The following is a 17,286-nucleotide window of genomic DNA, read 5'->3' as shown; positions in this document are numbered from 1 at the left end:
AGACCTCAGTCGACGAACTCCCCTGATCTTCAGCAACCCCCTCTAACCCCTCCAAAACCTCCCCAACAGCTTCCTGATACGCCGAGTACCAGAACCGGCGTCCCATCTTCGGTGTGGGCGTCTCACGATCGACAACCACGTCAGCAGTGTCAGCAAGCTGTTTGAACCGACGGCGTATCGTACTGACTGACACGTGTCCTGTCGACGAAGATCGAGACGGGAACAGATACCCATTCCACGTTTCACGGTCAGAAAGCGCATCAATCCGACTCGCAACGACATCAACGCCATACAGCAGAGTCACCTCACCCGGGCCGTTCTTTCGCTCTCCATCACCGAACAACAGGTGCGGGTCCTCAGCATCGAGTACCACTTGGCCAACGTGCAACGCGGCAACCTCGGAGGGCCGTAACCCCCACCCGGCGAGCGCAACGACGAGCAACTCCGCTTCAGGAGAGTCCACCTCGCTGTAGATTCGACGCACCTGCGACGCCGACAGCGCCTGCGGGTCTGGCTCGCTAGCTTCCCAGCCGAACTCCTCACCGGCCTCCGAGAGTGGATTGTACTTCGCGTACTTCCGGCGCTTCACGAATGCATACCACGCTCTGGCGACGTGGAGATATTCGAGCTTCGACCGATCGGTCGATAGCTCCTCGTCGAAGACGTCGAGAACGGCGAGACAGCGTTCTATCTCCCGTGGTTGCTGCTCTAACTCAGACAGCGGTTCGAGCAACGCATCAGTCCCGTGAAGTTCTCGATACGTCCGAACCCACTTGGCCAACCTCGTCCGGTGGGTCTCGACGGTACTCTTCGCCCGTCCACCACGAGTTTGTATCGAGTTGAGGTACACTACTAGAGTGTTGACAGTAGGCTCGTGGTTGAGGTCCCATTCCCACTCGTCCGTCTCATCGTCTTCGAGACCGACGACGTCGACGAAGAACTGCTTGGGCGTCAGGTCGTGACGTTCGCGTAGCGCGTACGCGATACCACTGTATCCGTGTTCAATGAGCCATTCGTAGGTTGGAACCTCACGATCCTCGTCGAACCCATCGCGATATCGCTTTGGTGCGATATCCTGCCAGTAGACGTCGACGAGTTCGTCGAGGCTCATCTGGGACCACTTGTAGCGCTTTTCTCTCGGTCCCTCGTCTGATGCCGTATCTCCCGCCTCCAAACCCCCGCAGTCAGACTGTTGGTTCACGCCTGCTCACCGTGGATTAACCCTCTCGCTCCGTGTTGGGGTGATTCTGAATGTGAGATTTTCATTACTCACCGACTTTCTCACAGTGAGTTAATACTTTGGCTTGTACAGGAGTGGTTCGTACACAACCGCAATTAGTAAATTATCAGCCTGAGCGTGTAAATCAGTAATACATCGTATGTCGCTATATTGATTTTGTCGGGGTATCAGTCAAATCTCTCCGAGTATGCCAATAGCAGCTTTGGAGGTGGCAACAGCGAGCGGAAAGTAGATTGGACTGAATCCGCAAGAAGAACACTTCGGGAACGCTCCTTACGAGATTCGAAATCACGTTGTAGTATCTAGAACCCAGTCTTAGATGCTTATCCGAAGATTTTCTCGATCTGCTGGTCGCTCGGTGTCCAGCCGACAAACTCACCTTCCTCAAAGGAGAGCCCCTCGGCACGGACAACGTGCGAGTGTCCGATATAGAACCCAACGAACATTTCGAGTGCGACGAGCTGGGGCGAATCGTAAACTGCAGCCATATCAGCGTGTGTGTCGTCGGTCACCTCTGCGGATGCCACAGCTTCGGAATACCGAAGGAGCGTCCGTTCGTCATCTGAGAACTGTTCGAAGTCGTCGCCGCCGATAGCACGAATCTCGGTCGTCGAAATCCCAGCATCACGCGCAAGGTCTACGTGCTGGTGCCATTCGTACTCAGCGCTGGATGCGCGTGCGGTGGCGAGGGCGATAAGTTCCTCTTCACGGGACGTGAAATGCCGAGTCATTACCTCGGTAGAGATGAACAACGACTCGAGGAGTGGAGGATCGTTCACGAGGAGTCGGATGATGTTCCGGTCTCCGACGTAGTCTTCGCTGAACAGGTCGCGGTACTCCTCAGATATCTCCTCAGGTGGTATGAGTCCCGTTCGAGCCATAGCTAGTTTTCGAGAGTGATTTGCTCGCCATCTTCAGGAACGTGAACCTCCCCTGTCTCCGCCCGCAGTTCCTCGCGGGTGAGCAAGCAGTGGTTGATCGCTTCCATATGAACGACAACGACCATACCATTAGTCGTATCACGGACAGCGTTGATGTCTTCGACGCCCATCGTGATGGGTTCGCCCTGGTCGAACTGTGCTTCGCCGCCGTTGAGAACGACCATATCCGGCTCGAATTGGTCGAGTGTCTCTTCGACCGGCTCGTACCAGACCGTGTCCCCGGCGACGTACACCGACTCATCACCCTCGAACACGAATCCTGAGACAGGGCCCATTCCCTCGGCTAACTCACCGTAGCCGTGGCGACCGGGTGTCCGATGAATGGTGACGCCCTCGAACGAGGTTTCGTCGTCGACAGGCCGGACGTCAGTAAAGCCCTCGTCGGTGAAGGCCTCGGACTCCTCAGGCTGACAGAACAGCGGCACCTCGGCGTCGAGTTCCTCCCGGGCCGCCTCGTCCCAGTGGTCGGGGTGGCGGTGCGTGACGACGACAGCGTCGTAGGTGAGGTCGACATCGGGCAGCGGAACAAGCGGATTCCGATCCTGATTCGCCGTGGTGAGGAACTCCGGAACTGCCGGGTTGTCTGTCACCGTCGGCATCTCGCCCTGCGGGGTGAACATCGGATCCACGAGGAACGTCGTGTCACCGACGTCCAGGAGGATAGTCGCGTTACGAATCAACTGAACACTAGCACCAGTCGTGGTTGCCATACAAGATGGTCTACGAGATTCTTAGGGATGGGATTTACTTCGACATATTCCAACTACTATGGAGTTGGGGTGCAGTCTACTGGATGAACTCGATGTCCTCGAGGTCGAAATCCACGTTTAGGTCAACGTCGAGTGAATCGGCGGCGAACTGTTGTGCCAGCCACGCTTCGGCCCGGTTGAGACGGTACTGGAACGTCGACCGCGACACACCGACGTCTTCGGCGATTTCGGTGACTGATTGCTGCCGTGGTTCTTCATAGTACCCACGTTCGATTGCAGCCTTGAGTGCAGACTTCTGTTCGGGTGTGAGGTTCTGTTGGACGCGGCCGTCTTCGAGTAAGCATGGTGGCGTCCCGAGGCGTTCAACGGTAAGCGACAACCCTTCTCGTAGGTTCGAACGGACTTTTTTGTGAATATTCGATACTGCCCCGTCGATAAGCATCCGCCACCGGTATTGGTCACCACGTCGCTCCGTACGCATTATCAGCCCCTCGCCGATGTGCTTCACCGCGACCAAGGGAATCGACCGTGGACCATCACCTTCCCGGCGAAGCCAATGGATCTTCCGCGATTCAGCGTTTGTCGAGAGGATCGTGTATTCGTACTCAGTCACAGGAGCCCCGCACATTCCGGTTGTACCCGCAGAATCAGCGACGTGGTCCAGTGCGTCGTCGAACTCGTCGAGGACAGCAGCGGGGCCGACGATCTTCTCAATACCCCATACTGCCTCGGTGGTCGCATTGATCACCATCGACCGGGCATACAGATCCGGATTGTCGATGAAGAGATCCATCACTTCGTCAACACCCCTGTCGTACTCGATGGTAAAGACAAATTCGCGCATGTACTGCACATTCCCGCCTGTCGTGATTAATCTTGGTAGGGGGAGTTGGCCCGTGCGTTAACAATCAGACATGCTAGGTACGGCCGATAAGTGCTGAAGAGGTAGTACATAGCTTACACGGGTCTGTCTCATTGGAGTGTTGTGGAACTCGATCAATTTTACACGTCACTCTTTACCCCGCAAATAAATCCCGCGTATAGACTGCCAAAGCTATGTGGTGACATGGCGCAACCAATTATCCGATGGCGTTCAAAGCAGCAGTCGTACAGGCCGAACCGGAGTACCTCAACTTAGAGGCGACAGTCGAAAAGGCCTGCAACAAGATTCGAGAAGCGGGAGAAGAAGGAGCCGATTTAATCGCGTTCGGGGAATCATTCATCCCAGGATATCCCTGGTTCATCTGGATGGGACCACCCTCGTGGTGGCTTCCGTATCAGCAGCAACTCTACAAGAATGCACTCACCCTTCCAAGCGACGAGGTAGACGCACTCGCTGCGGCAGCCGATGATGCAGATGCCCACGTCATGATTGGTGCCACGGTTCGCGAAGGGGACTCGCTGTACGTCTCCCAAGTGTTCCTCAATCGCGATGGGGAGTTTGAGGGCGTCCACCACAAGCTCAAGCCAACGTTCTTGGAACGCGCAGTATGGGGAGACGGCCCCGGCGAAACGATGCAAGTGTACGACACAGACATCGGTGAAATCGGCGGGCTCTGTTGTTGGGAAAACATGATGCCGCTCAGCCGATATACGAACTACGAACTCGGCGAGCAGATTCACGTCAGCGCGTTCCCAGGCTTTTCGATGCAACACGTCGGACGGCTATTCCAAGAGGAAGTCAACATCACCATGAACCGCAACTACGCGGTCGAAGGTGGCGCTTTCGTACTGATGGCCTCGAACGTCATCGGGGAGAGCCAACGCGACCTACTGTGCGATACCGAAGAACGCGAGGAGATGCTCGGCAAAGGCGGAGGCCACAGTGAGATTATCGCACCGAACGGCCAAGTCATCGGTGGGCCACTCGAAGGGGACACCGAGGACATCGCATACGCCCAGGTGAATCTGGACCATCGTATTCCAGTAAAGGGAGCATTCGATGCGGTCGGTCATTACACTCGACCGGATGTCGCAAACGTCAATCTCGACTTGCGACCGAATCCGCCGGTTAACCATCAGTCAGGTATGGAAGCAAACCAGCAAGGGAAGGCCTCCGATCAGATAGCTGAATCTGTAGAGAGTCTCAGAGACGAAATCCGCGCACTTGGCAGCCAACTCAACGAGTCGGCGACTGCCACCGACTCCGAGGTCACAGTAGACGAGTAAGCAAAAAGCCACCCGTGGTCCGATACATCAACCACTTTTCGAGGGTGCTCAAGAGGTGAAGAGAACAGGGCGTACTACTACCGGGATACGTGATACATTATCCAAAAAACACTAAACCGAAATCGCGGGGAGGTATTTAGCGAAGCCAACCGAGTAGCTTGTAATCGTGGTCGGGCGCATACCGGCGGAACAGCAGGCTGTTCGACAGCACCGATATACTCGAGAACGCCATCGCGCCGGCAGCGAGTACGGGCTGGAGCAGTCCGAGCGACGCGAGCGGAATCATCGCCGTGTTGTACCCCAGCGCCCACACGAGGTTCTGCTTGATTTTCTCGAGCGTTGCGTCCGAGATGCGGATAGCTTTCACCACGTCCAGAGGGTCGTCGCGCATCAACGTGACGTCCGCCGCCTCGATCGCCACGTCCGTACCCGATCCGATGGCCGTCCCGACGTACGCAACCGCGAGTGCGGGTGCGTCGTTGACGCCGTCGCCCACCATCATCGCTTTCCGGCCATCGTCCTGGATGGATTCCACAGCGTCGGACTTGTCCTCGGGGAGAACCTCGGCGCGGACGTTTGCGGGATCGATACCGACCTGTTCAGCGACGGCACGTGCAGTCCGCTCATTGTCGCCGGTGATCATCATCACGTCAATGCTGCGCTCCTGCAACTGGCGCACGGCGTCCTTCGCACTCTCCTTGACCGTGTCGGCGTCGGCGACGACGCCCACGAGCTCACCGTCGTAAGCGACTAACATCGCCGTCTTCCCCTCGTTCTCGAGGCGCTCCATCGTCTCCTGAGCGGGCGAGGGATCGATCCCGTTGTCACGCAGGAGCTTCCGATTACCAACCAGCACCTCGCTGCTGCTCACGTTCGCTTTAATGCCGTGACCGGGAACGTTCTCGAAGTCATCTGGGTCGGTCACGTCGATACCGCGAGCTTTCGCTCCACCGATTATCGCCCGGGCAAGCGGGTGTTCGCTCCCGCTTTCCGCAATCGCTGCGAGCCGAAGTACGTCGTTCTCACTAAGCCGTTCAGCACCAGTAAGTTGCCCGCCATCAGTAGCAGGATTACCACCCTCGGTGAGAGGTTGGCCGTCGCCGTCGAAGACAACGACATCGGTCAGCTCCATTTCGCCCTTCGTGAGCGTCCCGGTCTTGTCGAAGACGACCGTGTTGACGTCTTTCGCGCGCTCGAGGACGTCGCCGCCCTTGAACAGGACGCCGTTCTGTGCACCGAGGGTCGTTCCAACCATCGTCGCCGCGGGCGTCGCCAGCCCCAACGCACAGGGACAGGCGATCAGCACGGACGAGGCGAACACGATGATCGCGAATTCGAAGACTGAGACCCCGCCTGCGGCGACGGGGCCACCTGCGACGAGTCCCCACAGCGGGAGGACATCGACGAAACCCGTGAGCACCTCGGGGAACACGTACCAGACGACGCCCCAGAAGACAGCGTTCACGATGACTGCAGGGACGAAGTACGCAGAGATGCGGTCGGCGACGTTCTGGATGTCGGGTTGTCGAGACTGTGCTTCCTTCACCGTCTGGACGATCTGCTGGAGCGCGGTGTCCGTCCCAACTTTCGTCGCCTCAACGGTGAGGACACCATTCTCGTTAATCGTCGAGCCAACGACGTCGTCTCCCTCGGACTTCTCGACGGGGACTGACTCGCCGGTGACCATGGACTCGTCGACAGCCGACTGGCCATCGACGACGACACCGTCGGTCGGAATCTGCTCGCCGGGGCGAACCTTCATTCGGTCGCCGACGTCGACATCTTCGAGCGGAATTTCTTCCTCATTCCCGTTTTCATCGACGATGGTGGCGGTGTCGGCCTCCATCTCGAGGAGTTTTCGGAGCGCCTCGCCGGCCTGCCCTTTCGAGCGAGCCTCCAGGTAGTTACCGAGCGTGATGAACACGAGGATGAATGCTGCCGTGTCGAAGTACAGCCCACCAGCGATGAGCTCGAGCAACACCGCCACAGAGTAGACGAATGCGGTGGTCGATCCCAGCGCGATCAGTACGTCCATGTTGGCCCGGCCGTTCTTGACGAGCGCCTTGTAGGAGTTCTTGTAGAACGGCCGACCAAGCACCAGTTGGACGGGTGTCGCTAGAGCGAAGGCGACCCACCCAGACGGAATGCCGAGGAGGGCGTCGCCGACGATGCCAAGCTCCAACAGATGGTCTGCCATGAACACCAGTAAGGGGAGGGACAGCACGCCCCCGAACAGCGTCAATCGCAGTTGCCGCTGGATCTCCCCTTGCCGGGCTTCCTCTCGGGCATCGCCAGTTGAACCATCGTCGGTCTCGGCATCCTCTTGGACAGGCGAATAGCCGGCATCTTCGATGGCCTCGTAGAGGGTACTCACCTTCACCTCGGCCGGGTCGTACGTGACTTTTGCCTCGTCAGTTGCAAAGTTCACGTTGGCATTGACGACGCCTGGCGTCCCTTCGAGTGCGTCTTCTATTGTCTCCGAGCAGTTCGCACACGACATGTCGGTAATCGCAATCGTCACCGAGTCGGTCACTGGCGAATACCCAGCGTCCTCGATTGCGCCGAATATCTCGCTGAGTGAGACCTGCTCGGGGTCGTATGCGACCGATCCCTCGTCGGTGGCGAAGTTGATGTTCGCCTCCGAGACACCGTCAAGTGAACTGACGGCGTCGGAGATGGTCTGCGAACAGTTCGCGCAGCTCATCCCCTGAATTTCGATGTGGGTTCTTCGCTGACTCATCACCTATACATACGGGGTCCTTATTCAGTGGAGTTTCCCTTTCAGGAATTAGGAATTCTGAGTCCTTGGCCTTCGGAATCAAGCGGAATGAGAATATCACCCATAAACCAGAGGGCTACAGACGGTGAATCGTTTTCAATGAAAACGACTTCACACGGTGAAAGCCGCAGTCTGAATCGAAATCAGTATCGTCAGGTTGTACAGCCGACACTCATCAGTAGCCTTTGAAAGAAAGGCCTGTTCTGCCATTTGCCTAGATATGGTAAGCAAAAACCGCGTTAAACAGTAGTACGTATAGACAGGTGTGATGCGAAGACAATCAATCCGAGCTCGCTTGGAGGTACCGAGCGGGACGCTCGTCAGTACGCGCAAGGTGAACAGCTATGAATGAGCAGCCCCGGAACGACGGCGAGGCTTCCTTCAGTGGGACGAATCGCCAGCGTATGATCATCTTCCTGGGCGTGATAGCCGGGATGCTCATGGCGGCAATGGACCAGTCCATCATCGCTCCCGCACTTCCGACGATTGTCGGGGATCTCAGTGGTGGAGGGAGCTACTCCTGGCTCGTTACGGGCTACCTCATTACGGTAACCGTCACAATCGCACTCTACGGGCGGCTCTCAGACATCTACGGTCGGGGGCCAGTCTACAGTTTCGCCATCGTCACGTTCCTCATCGGGAGCGTCCTGAGCGGCTTCGCCGGGCAAATCCCGATACTTGATCAGTATCTGAGTGGCATGGCACAGATCACGATCTTCCGTGCAATCCAGGGGATCGGTGGCGGCGGACTCCTCTCGATGGCAACTATCATCGTCGGCGACCTCTTCAGCCCCCGTGAGCGCGGGAAGTACATCAGTTACGTGATGGTACTCTTCGGCCTGGCCACGATGGGCGGGCCCGTTCTCGGTGGGTACCTCACTGAACACTTCACGTGGCGCTGGATCTTCTTCATCAACATCCCCATCGGGCTCGTTGCCCTGGGAGTAGTTCAGACACATCTTGACCTCCCCGTTCCCAACGAGGATCACACCATCGACTATCTTGGTGCCCTGCTGGTGACCGTCGCCACGATCACCCTGTTACTCATCACGACGTGGGGTGGCTCTCGCTTCGCGTGGGACTCTGGGCAGATGCTCGCCCTTGCGGCAGTTCTGCTCGCCAGCACTATCCTCTTCGTCTATCAGGAACTCCGCATCGAGGAGCCAATCTTCCCGGTCTCGCTCCTTGGGAACCGGACGATTGCTGGTATCGACTTTATCGGCTTTGCTGTTGTCGGCATCGGCCTGCTCGGGGGGCTGACCTACATTCCGATCTTCCTCCAGACCGTCCTCGACGTTTCCGGGACGAACGCTGGCCTCCTCCTCCTGCCACTCATCGGCGGATTCATCGTCTTATCCGCTGTTACCGGACAGCTGATGAGCAAGGTCGGCTATTACAAGCCGTTCACCGTCCTGGGTGCCGCCCTCGCTGCTGGAGGCTACTACCTCCTCAGTACGATGGGTGTCAACACCAGCCTCCTCTGGGCGAGCGTGTTTATGTTCGTGACCGGGAGCGGCCTCGGGTTGACGATGCCCACACTCGAAGTGGGCATCCAGAACGCCGTTCAGAGAAAAGATTTGGGCGTCGTGACGTCGTCAGTTATGTTCAGCCGTACGCTCGGGGAGGGGGTTGGCGTCGCAATCCTCGGTGCCGTCCTCGGAAACCAGCTCTCGACCCGACTCACGGGGACAACCCTCGATCAATCAACTGCACAGCACCTCATCGAAGGCGGCGAAGAGATCACTCCGTCGATGCTAAACAGCTTGTCCCCCGAGGCCGCTCAAATCGTGACAACCGTGCTCTCGAACAGCTTCAGCGCCGTCTTCCTAGCAGCGGCAGCGATCATGGCAGTTGGATTCGTGGTTGCGCTCACGCTTCCGAATGCCGAACTTGGTGAAGATGTCCCGGTAGAAAGCGAGACAGGAGGGGAAGTAACCCAATCCCTTGACTGATCTCACAAAGGACCACTTGGGTCGAAGTTCCGCTCGTAGTCCGAGGTTTCAGTACGCTTGCTCTCGCCTCTGCGGCGTATCCTACTGTTCGGGGTCGTTTCCGCAGTCCGGACACGAAAGCGAGACACCGTCGTCATCAACTTCGGCGACGTGATAGTCTGTGCCACATTCCTGACACGGCACGGCAACGCGAGTCTCACCAGCGTCCTGTGGAGCGCCGAGTGCAATCGCGCGAACCCGCTGCTCTCCTTCGTTTTTCCCTGACTGGTACTCTCCCGGTTCGAATCTAACTATTTCGCCGCTTTCAACGGCGGTTTCGTCGTCTTTTGTACGGAACGTCGCAGTCCCCTCGACGACGTAGAAGACCTCTTCTTGGTTCATATGCGTGTGCAACCCGCCGGAAAACTCGTCGCCCGGTTCAAGTTCGAAGTAGTTAAGGGCCAGATTATTGAGGTTCAGCGGTTCCGTCGCGTGTTTCGTTACGTCGGCATTCATCGGATTGTTCTCTAGGTCATCGAGCGTAACCTTCTGCATACGTTTGCTACTCTTGACCGGTTGGTTATCCCTTTCGTCTCGTATCCTTAGATGAGGTTGTAAGGAGCGCCTTCAAAGAGGAGGGGAAGTGACTCAGTCAGGCGTTCGCGCTGAACTGATCGTACCGGGATTTGAACTGCTCCAGACAGGAGGGACAACAGAGATAGTACAAACTGCCGTCGATTTCGAGCGTCTCACCGTCCTCACTCACGTCGTTGCCACACTGGGCACAGGTGACTGCAAGGTCGGTACCACTGACTTGGGGTGTCCAGTCGGCGCTCGTGAGGACGACGACCTCGTAATCCGTAATCGTTTCCCACTCCTCTTTATCGAACGTGTCCACCAAGAATGTCCGAACATCTGCGTTCGGGAGACGGGACTGGAAGAATATGCGAGGATCAGAGGCCGTGAACACGTGCTCAACGCCATCTGCCAGTGCAAGGGTATCCCGGATGTCATCGACCATGTCGGGTTGGACTGCGAGTTCAACGAGAACGGGAACACCGCCACGGAGTTTTGAACGGTCGAGATCGAGCGTGAACCGCCGGATTATTCCCATGTCTTGTAGCCGACTAACGCGGTCAGACACCGACGGTGAACTGAGATCGACGGCGTCGGCGATTTCACGGTAGGGCCGGCGTGCATCTTCGGTGAGAAGCCGAAGGATTTCGAAGTCCGTGTCGTCTAAGGTGCGCATGCGGTGATTAGATTGCGCATCCAAATACCTGTTTTCCTTAATTCGGAAACTTCAGAGAGAGGTTTTCCTATATCTGCTAGGCAAAGATGGCATATAAATGGAGCCGTATAGGTGAATGAATGAGCGGATCCGAACCACTGGCCAGGTTACAGATGAAATTGCTCCACTAAACGGAGACACCAAATGACAAATCACGATAACCACAATCCTGACGAGAATGGAGACGAGATGCCCTCAGGTTCGGATCAGAACCAACCTGATGGACGTTCAGCTCGGCAGAACGTAGATCACGAGGAATCACACGTTGAGCAGGAGATGTTGGAAGAGGAGGCAGAAGTATCAAAGACTGCCCACGATGGTCATGGCGATCACAGTGGAGACAACGGCCATGGCGACCACGGTGGGATGCACGAGGGCCACGAGCAGATGTTCCGGCGGCGGTTCTTCATCTCGACACTGCTCTCGATTCCGGTCCTCCTGTACAGCGAGACCCTTCAAGGGTGGCTCGGATTCTCGGTTCCAGCGTTCCCCGGCAGCGAGTGGATTAATCCTGTCTTCGCGGTGATCGTGTTCGCCTACGGTGGGATTCCCTTCCTGCAGATGGCCGTCCCCGAGCTGCGAGACCGTTCGCCCGGAATGATGACGCTCATTTCCATGGCGATCACCGTCGCCTTCGTCTACAGTCTTGCGAGCGTCGTGTTCCCGACCCAGTCAGCGTTCTTCTGGGAACTCGTGACGCTGATCGACATCATGCTGCTGGGCCACTGGATCGAGATGCGGTCGGTCCGGCGAGCCTCCAGCGCACTCGATGAACTGGCGAAGCTAATGCCCGATACGGCCGAGCGAATCACTGAATCAGGTGACACTGAGGAGGTCCCCGTGAACCAGCTCGAAGAGGGAGATCTCGTGCTCGTCCGTCCGGGGGCGAGCGTCCCAGCCGACGGCGTTGTCGAAGAGGGCGACTCCGACGTGAACGAGGCGATGATCACCGGCGAATCCAAGCCCGTCTCGAAGGCGCCCGGCGACGAGGTCATCGGCGGGACGGTCAACGGGGACGGCAGCCTCCGAGTCCGCATCGACGCGACTGGCGACGAAACGACACTGGCCGGCATTATGCGGCTCGTCGAAGACGCTCAGCAGAGTAAGTCGAAGACGCAGATGCTCGCTGACCGGGCAGCGGGGTGGCTATTCTACGTCGCTCTGGGTGCGGCCGTCGTGACCGCTGTCGCCTGGACCGTCGCCATCTCATTCAATGCCGAAGTGATCGAGCGCGTCGTCACGGTGCTGGTCATCGCCTGTCCACACGCGCTTGGGCTCGCAATCCCGCTGGTCGTGGCGATAAACACATCGCTGGCCGCTCGCAACGGGATGCTCATCCGGGACCGCATCGCCATGGAACAAGCACGGGAGCTCGATACGATCATCTTCGACAAGACGGGAACGCTCACCGAGGGCGAGCAGGGCGTCGTAGACATCGAGACCGTCGAGGGTGTGACCGAAGAAGAGGCGCTAGGGTTAGCGGCGGCCGTCGAGGCCGACTCCGAGCACATGATCGCCGAGGCCATCCGTGAGGCGGCCAACGAACGCGATGTCGCCAGTCCCCGGGCGGCCGACTTCGAGGCGATCAAAGGACGGGGGGTTCGGGCACGCGTCGATGGGCAGAGCGTCCACGTCGGTGGACCGAACCTCCTTTCGACCTTGGAGAGCGAGGTTCCCGATCAACTACGAACGTTTGCCGAGCGTTCCGGCGAGAATGCACGCACCGTGGTATACCTGATCCGCGACGGCGATCTCGTCGCGGCGTTCGCCTTGGCGGACGTGATACGGGAGGAGAGCTATCACGTCGTCGATGCGCTTCACGAACTCGGCATCGAGGTTGCGATGCTCACCGGTGACTCCGAGGATGTCGCTAATGCGGTCGCCGACGAACTCGGCATCGACACGGTGTTCGCCGAGGTCCTCCCCGAAGACAAGGATGAGAAGGTCCAAGAGCTGCAAGAGCGGGGGAATCTCGTTGCAATGGTCGGTGACGGCGTGAACGACGCGCCGGCGCTCACCCGGGCCGACATCGGCATCGCTATCGGTTCCGGGACGGACGTCGCGGTACAATCGGCGGACATCATCCTCGTCCAGAACAATCCGACGGACGTAGTCCGCCTCGTGAAACTGAGCAAGGCGAGTTATCGGAAGATGCAGGAGAACCTCGTCTGGGCGGCCGGATATAACGTCTTCGCCATCCCACTCGCCGCTGGCGTGCTGGCCCCAATCGGGATCCTGCTCTCGCCGGCAGTGGGTGCGTTGTTGATGTCGCTCTCGACGGTGATCGTGGCAATCAACGCCCAGTTCCTCCGACGGGTGGATCTAGAGCTTCCCTCGCTTCCGGGCTTGTCCGCATCAGAGCGTCCTCATCCCGCCGACTAACGTTCGAGCATGCTGGACCATTATCGGTCCTTGTATTAGTAAGAGAGCTGTCAATGAGGGCTAAACGTTGGTGAGTGCCAGCGATGAACTCAGGCTCTGTATTTAACGGCCGAGAGCCAAGAATTGTTGGCTCTTGGTCATTTCAATAAAGCGGCACTGTCTCGTTAGTGACCTCCTCACCCGGCGTTCGTCCGTTGAGCGATTGATGCGGTCGTTGAAAGTTATAGTATTGCGCAAATTGTATGAATCACTCACGGACGCTTCCGTGACTGTCCACCCACAAATTATGAAAGCGGTCGACCCGAATTTGAGGGTGTGAAACCATTCTCGATGAGGTTTCGATCAACGTAGTCAAGCTGACCGCTCAATCCTAATCGAGAGACAACAGTCTGATAGCCGTAGACATCAACCAGAAATACAGGATCTGAGAGATCATGTTTCTCGGAAAGTCGATGGAGAAACGCAGCAGCTGGGTCGGTACCATGTCGTCCAAATAATTCGACATCGAGAATCAGCTTTGTCACGGTGTCTATTGCAGCGTACAACCAAGACTACTCGTCATTGATTTTGACAGCGGTCTCGTCGACCGCAACCCGCGTCGGCTTCTCCTCAGGCGGGTTGTGACCGCTATCAGCCAGTCGATGTGCCAACTGCCAAATAGCTTGATGAGAGCGTCCAACGCCGAGTATTCGAAGAATTTTTTGTCTCTCTAAGTAATCTCCCTGGCGGGTGTCGCCGTCCATTCACGCTCCCGAGTTTCTTCTAAATCCGCCGCAAAGCACTCGCTGAGCAAGTCTGCGAGCATCTTGACCGACTCACTCAACGATCTGTTCGTTCCTTTAACCGGCTTAACTAGACAGTACCACAAAACCCAAACTTCCAAACCGTGGATAGGTCGCTTTTTTCGGACGTGATCGATTTACTACCGAAGACCCTTCGAACCAAAACTCAGAATGACAGACTTAGTTTTTCAACCTCCTCTGTGGAAATCAGCGCTGACCCGTCAAACGAGTGCTTTGTTCACGAGGCGTCATAGTCGAGGTGACTCCACCAACCCCAGACAGTTGTCGACGATACTAACAACACCACGGTCGTTGTACGGTCGGTTCGTCCCCGATGGTGTGGGAAAACGATTGACTGGGGCTGAGCGGAGTCCCGAACAACATCAAATCCGGTTCGTTACCGCTACTTGACTAATCATTATCCGTACTCTTATCAGAATTACTTTGTGACGGTTTCGCCGACGAAACCCAGTTAACGAGTGCGTTCGACGACCCCCAGTCTTCCTCGCGCGTGAGTAGGACGGGACGGCTCTTCTCTAGCTGATACGCGAACCCGACCACCGTCACCAAGGCGAGAAGCGCCATCGGGAGCCCTGCGATAATCGTGAAGTTCTGGAGGATTCCTACGCCGCCGATAACCAACAGAAGCGACGTGAGCAGTCCGATAATCGCACCCCAGACGAACCGGTTGGCGATTGACGGGTGCTGTGTTCCCCCGCTAGTAGTAAGGATGGCCAAGCTGATCGTCGCGGAATCGATGGTCGTGATGAGGAAGGTGAACACGAGCAGTAAGAACAGGACGACGAACAGTTCCCCGAACGGCAGTTGCGCTAAAATCGGGTAGGTAGCCACCGAAATTCCGTAGGAATCGATAATGGACAGCAGGTCGACCTGCCCCGAGTGCTGGAGCAGCATGGAGTAGCCGCCCATGGTGACGAACCACGGGAGCGTCGCGGCGGTACCGCCGACCATCGCGCCGAAGATGACCTGCTTGAGCGTCCGACCGCGGCTGATGCGCGCGATGAAGATACCGGTCATGGGCGCGAAGCTAATCCACCACGCCCAGTAGAATACCGTCCACGAACCGACCCACGACTGCCCGCCACCCACGTTGACGTACAGCGACATATCGACGAAGTTCGCGATGTACTTCCCTATCCCCGCGGTCCCGAGGTTGAATATCGACGCGAATGGTGAGAAGACGAGGATGCAGACGAGGATGAACAGGAAGAGCACCACGTTGAACGTGGACACTCGCTTTATCCCCTTCTCGATTCCCAACACGGCCGAAGCGGTGTACCCGACCGTCAGCCCCGTCACGAGGGCGATAATCCCGAAGTCGCCGACCGACACGCCGTAATTGTACGAGAGGCCGGTGATGAACTGCTGGGCAGCGAGGCCGACCGTCACCGTCGCGCCGCCGGCCGCAGCGACCACGGCGATGACGTCAACGACTTTCAGCCAGGTCTTATCCAAGTTGTTCACGCCCAGAATCGGTACGAACACCGAGGAAGGCTTCATCGGGGCGTCCTTGCGGTGGACGTAGTAGGCGAGCGGGACTGACAGTATCATGTGGTTGACCCACGGCGAGATGCCCCAGTGGAACATCGTGTACTGCATCGCACCGATCATCGCACCGACTGATTGTGGTTGCGCGTTCACGAGCGGAGGGACGGTCTCGTAGTGAGACAGCGTCTCGGCAGCCCCCCAGAACACGATGCCCGCACCGAACGTCGCCGCGAACACCATCATGATGTACGACCCGTAGCTGAACTCCGGCGGCTCGTCCGGTTTGCCTAATTTAATCTCCCCCCACGGACTGATCATCACGAACAGGAAGAATATCACGAGCGCGAAGATCAACCCCTGGAAGTACCACGAGAGGTTCGTCGTGATGACCTTGTTGACGTTCTCGATCACGGTGCTCGACGCTTTCGGATAAAAGGCTAACGCCGAGACGAGAACGCCCGTTAGGAAGACCCCGATCGCGAACACGGGGGTGTCAATCTCGTCGTACAGGTTGGTGATCTCATCGCGGATTGGTGAGCCTGTCATTGGAATAGTTACGTCCGGGTGAAGTTACTGCGCGCTGGCCCGAGTCGGTGGACCATCTTCTGCGTCTTCGCGACTCGGTGACGGAGTACGCGTTCCGCAGTTCCCACAAACTGCCTGTTAATACCTGACATACACTATGTGTGGTCAATGTTTATATATTTAAATCCTTTGTATTCTCACTCAAATTGACGATCGCGCAGAGCGGCCGCTGCCGTGTCGAGGCCGCTCAGCGCTCGACCGCGCCGGCCAGCTCCGCGAAGGCGTCGCGGAGAACGGGGGCGTCCTCGGCGAGCGTGACGTACTGGACGCCCGTCTCGAGCCACTTCCGCGCCTGCGTTGGCGTGTCGGCGTACGTTCCGACGACCGTGTCGGTGTCCCTGGCTTTGCGGACGACGGACCGCATCGTCTCGACGACGTCATCGTGCTGCACGTCGCCGGGGACGCCAAGCGATTGCGAGAGGTCGTACGGTCCCAGAAACAGGACGTCGATACCGTCGACGTCGAGGATGGAATCGACGTTCTCGACCGCTTTAACGCCCTCTACCTGCAACGCCAGCACCGTCTCTTCGTTCTGTGTCGATTCGAACTCGGGTCCGCCCTCGTACGTTCCGGCGCGACCGTAGGGCGAGAGCCCGCGTTCACCTACTGGGTGGAATTTGGCCGCGTTCACCGCGTGTCGAGCGTCGTCCGCGGTTTCCACTTGCGGAATTTGCACGCCGTCGGCGCCGATGTCCAGGGCCCGCTGGATTTCGCCCGGCGCGTTCTCCCGGACCCTGACGACCGCCGCTCCGCCCTGCGACTGCGCGCCGGCACAGGCGCGCATTGTCGATTGTGCGGTGGCGGGGCCGTGTTCTTGGTCGATAACGACGAAGTCGAACCCCGCCACAGTCGCGATTTCGGAGACCATCATCGAGTTCACGATCTGAAACGTACCGAGGACGGAATCGCCGTCTACAATCCGCTCGCGGAGAGAGTTTCCAGCCATACCGGAGACGTTTCGAGGGCC

The 17,286-nt window shown here is 57.7% G+C and carries 12 protein-coding genes and 1 pseudogene; 3 read left to right on the top strand and 10 right to left on the bottom strand.

Annotated features, from left to right (window positions below; translation table 11 throughout):
- From ATB1_RS07470 to ATB1_RS07455, 4 genes are all read right to left on the bottom strand, one after another.
- Window positions 1-1,111, bottom strand: a 1,111-nt coding sequence (locus tag ATB1_RS07470; RefSeq protein ID WP_042663031.1) for a site-specific integrase, incomplete at its 3' end; no start/stop codon positions are given.
- 452 nt (window positions 1,112-1,563) lie between these two features.
- On the bottom strand, window positions 1,564-2,121 hold the full coding sequence (locus tag ATB1_RS07465) for a carboxymuconolactone decarboxylase family protein (RefSeq protein WP_042663030.1): 558 nt from the start codon (window positions 2,119-2,121) through the stop codon (window positions 1,564-1,566).
- A 2-nt stretch (window positions 2,122-2,123) separates the two neighbouring features.
- A complete protein-coding gene (locus ATB1_RS07460; RefSeq protein WP_042663027.1) occupies window positions 2,124-2,891 on the bottom strand; it encodes an MBL fold metallo-hydrolase in 768 nt (255 codons plus the stop codon).
- A gap of 76 nt (window positions 2,892-2,967) precedes the next feature.
- Complete coding sequence (locus ATB1_RS07455; protein ID WP_042663026.1) at window positions 2,968-3,735, bottom strand: helix-turn-helix domain-containing protein; 768 nt, start codon at window positions 3,733-3,735, stop codon at window positions 2,968-2,970.
- A gap of 242 nt (window positions 3,736-3,977) precedes the next feature.
- Between ATB1_RS07455 and ATB1_RS07450 the strand changes: the two genes are divergently transcribed.
- Window positions 3,978-5,060 (top strand): carbon-nitrogen hydrolase family protein, encoded by a 1,083-nt coding sequence (locus ATB1_RS07450; protein WP_052367853.1) that lies wholly within the window; start codon window positions 3,978-3,980, stop codon window positions 5,058-5,060.
- A 136-nt stretch (window positions 5,061-5,196) separates the two neighbouring features.
- Here ATB1_RS07450 and ATB1_RS07445 read toward each other — a convergent pair whose 3' ends face one another.
- Window positions 5,197-7,800, bottom strand: a complete 2,604-nt coding sequence (locus ATB1_RS07445; RefSeq protein WP_042663024.1) for a heavy metal translocating P-type ATPase — start codon at window positions 7,798-7,800, stop codon at window positions 5,197-5,199.
- Window positions 7,801-8,183: 383 nt separating this feature from the next.
- Between ATB1_RS07445 and ATB1_RS07440 the strand changes: the two genes are divergently transcribed.
- The gene (locus ATB1_RS07440; RefSeq protein WP_052367851.1) at window positions 8,184-9,791 is read left to right on the top strand and encodes an MDR family MFS transporter; all 1,608 of its coding nucleotides are present in this window, start codon (window positions 8,184-8,186) and stop codon (window positions 9,789-9,791) included.
- An 81-nt stretch (window positions 9,792-9,872) separates the two neighbouring features.
- Here ATB1_RS07440 and ATB1_RS07435 read toward each other — a convergent pair whose 3' ends face one another.
- On the bottom strand, window positions 9,873-10,325 hold the full coding sequence (locus tag ATB1_RS07435; protein WP_042663022.1) for a cupin domain-containing protein: 453 nt from the start codon (window positions 10,323-10,325) through the stop codon (window positions 9,873-9,875).
- Between the two features lie 97 nt (window positions 10,326-10,422).
- Entirely contained in the window at window positions 10,423-11,022 is a 600-nt protein-coding gene (locus tag ATB1_RS07430; protein ID WP_042663020.1) for a winged helix-turn-helix transcriptional regulator, read from the bottom strand.
- A gap of 315 nt (window positions 11,023-11,337) precedes the next feature.
- On the opposite strand from ATB1_RS07430, the gene ATB1_RS07425 reads away from it, so the two are divergent.
- Window positions 11,338-13,443, top strand: coding sequence for a copper-translocating P-type ATPase (locus ATB1_RS07425; RefSeq protein ID WP_198526059.1), 2,106 nt, complete (start codon window positions 11,338-11,340; stop codon window positions 13,441-13,443).
- Window positions 13,444-13,585: 142 nt separating this feature from the next.
- On the opposite strand, the pseudogene ATB1_RS20505 reads toward ATB1_RS07425, so the two are convergent.
- The 3 genes and pseudogenes from ATB1_RS20505 to ATB1_RS07415 form a co-directional block, all read right to left on the bottom strand.
- A pseudogene (locus tag ATB1_RS20505) lies at window positions 13,586-14,248 on the bottom strand (IS6 family transposase).
- 388 nt (window positions 14,249-14,636) lie between these two features.
- A complete protein-coding gene (locus tag ATB1_RS07420) occupies window positions 14,637-16,280 on the bottom strand; it encodes a BCCT family transporter (protein WP_042663016.1) in 1,644 nt (547 codons plus the stop codon).
- Window positions 16,281-16,506: 226 nt separating this feature from the next.
- Window positions 16,507-17,265, bottom strand: a complete 759-nt coding sequence (locus ATB1_RS07415) for an HpcH/HpaI aldolase/citrate lyase family protein (RefSeq protein WP_042663015.1) — start codon at window positions 17,263-17,265, stop codon at window positions 16,507-16,509.
- Between the last annotated feature and the right edge of the window lie 21 nt (window positions 17,266-17,286).

The sequence above is a fragment of the Haloferax sp. ATB1 genome, assembly GCF_000730175.1.
Note: the sequence above shows the minus strand (reverse complement) of the source record. Positions and strands in the feature narration are given on the sequence as shown.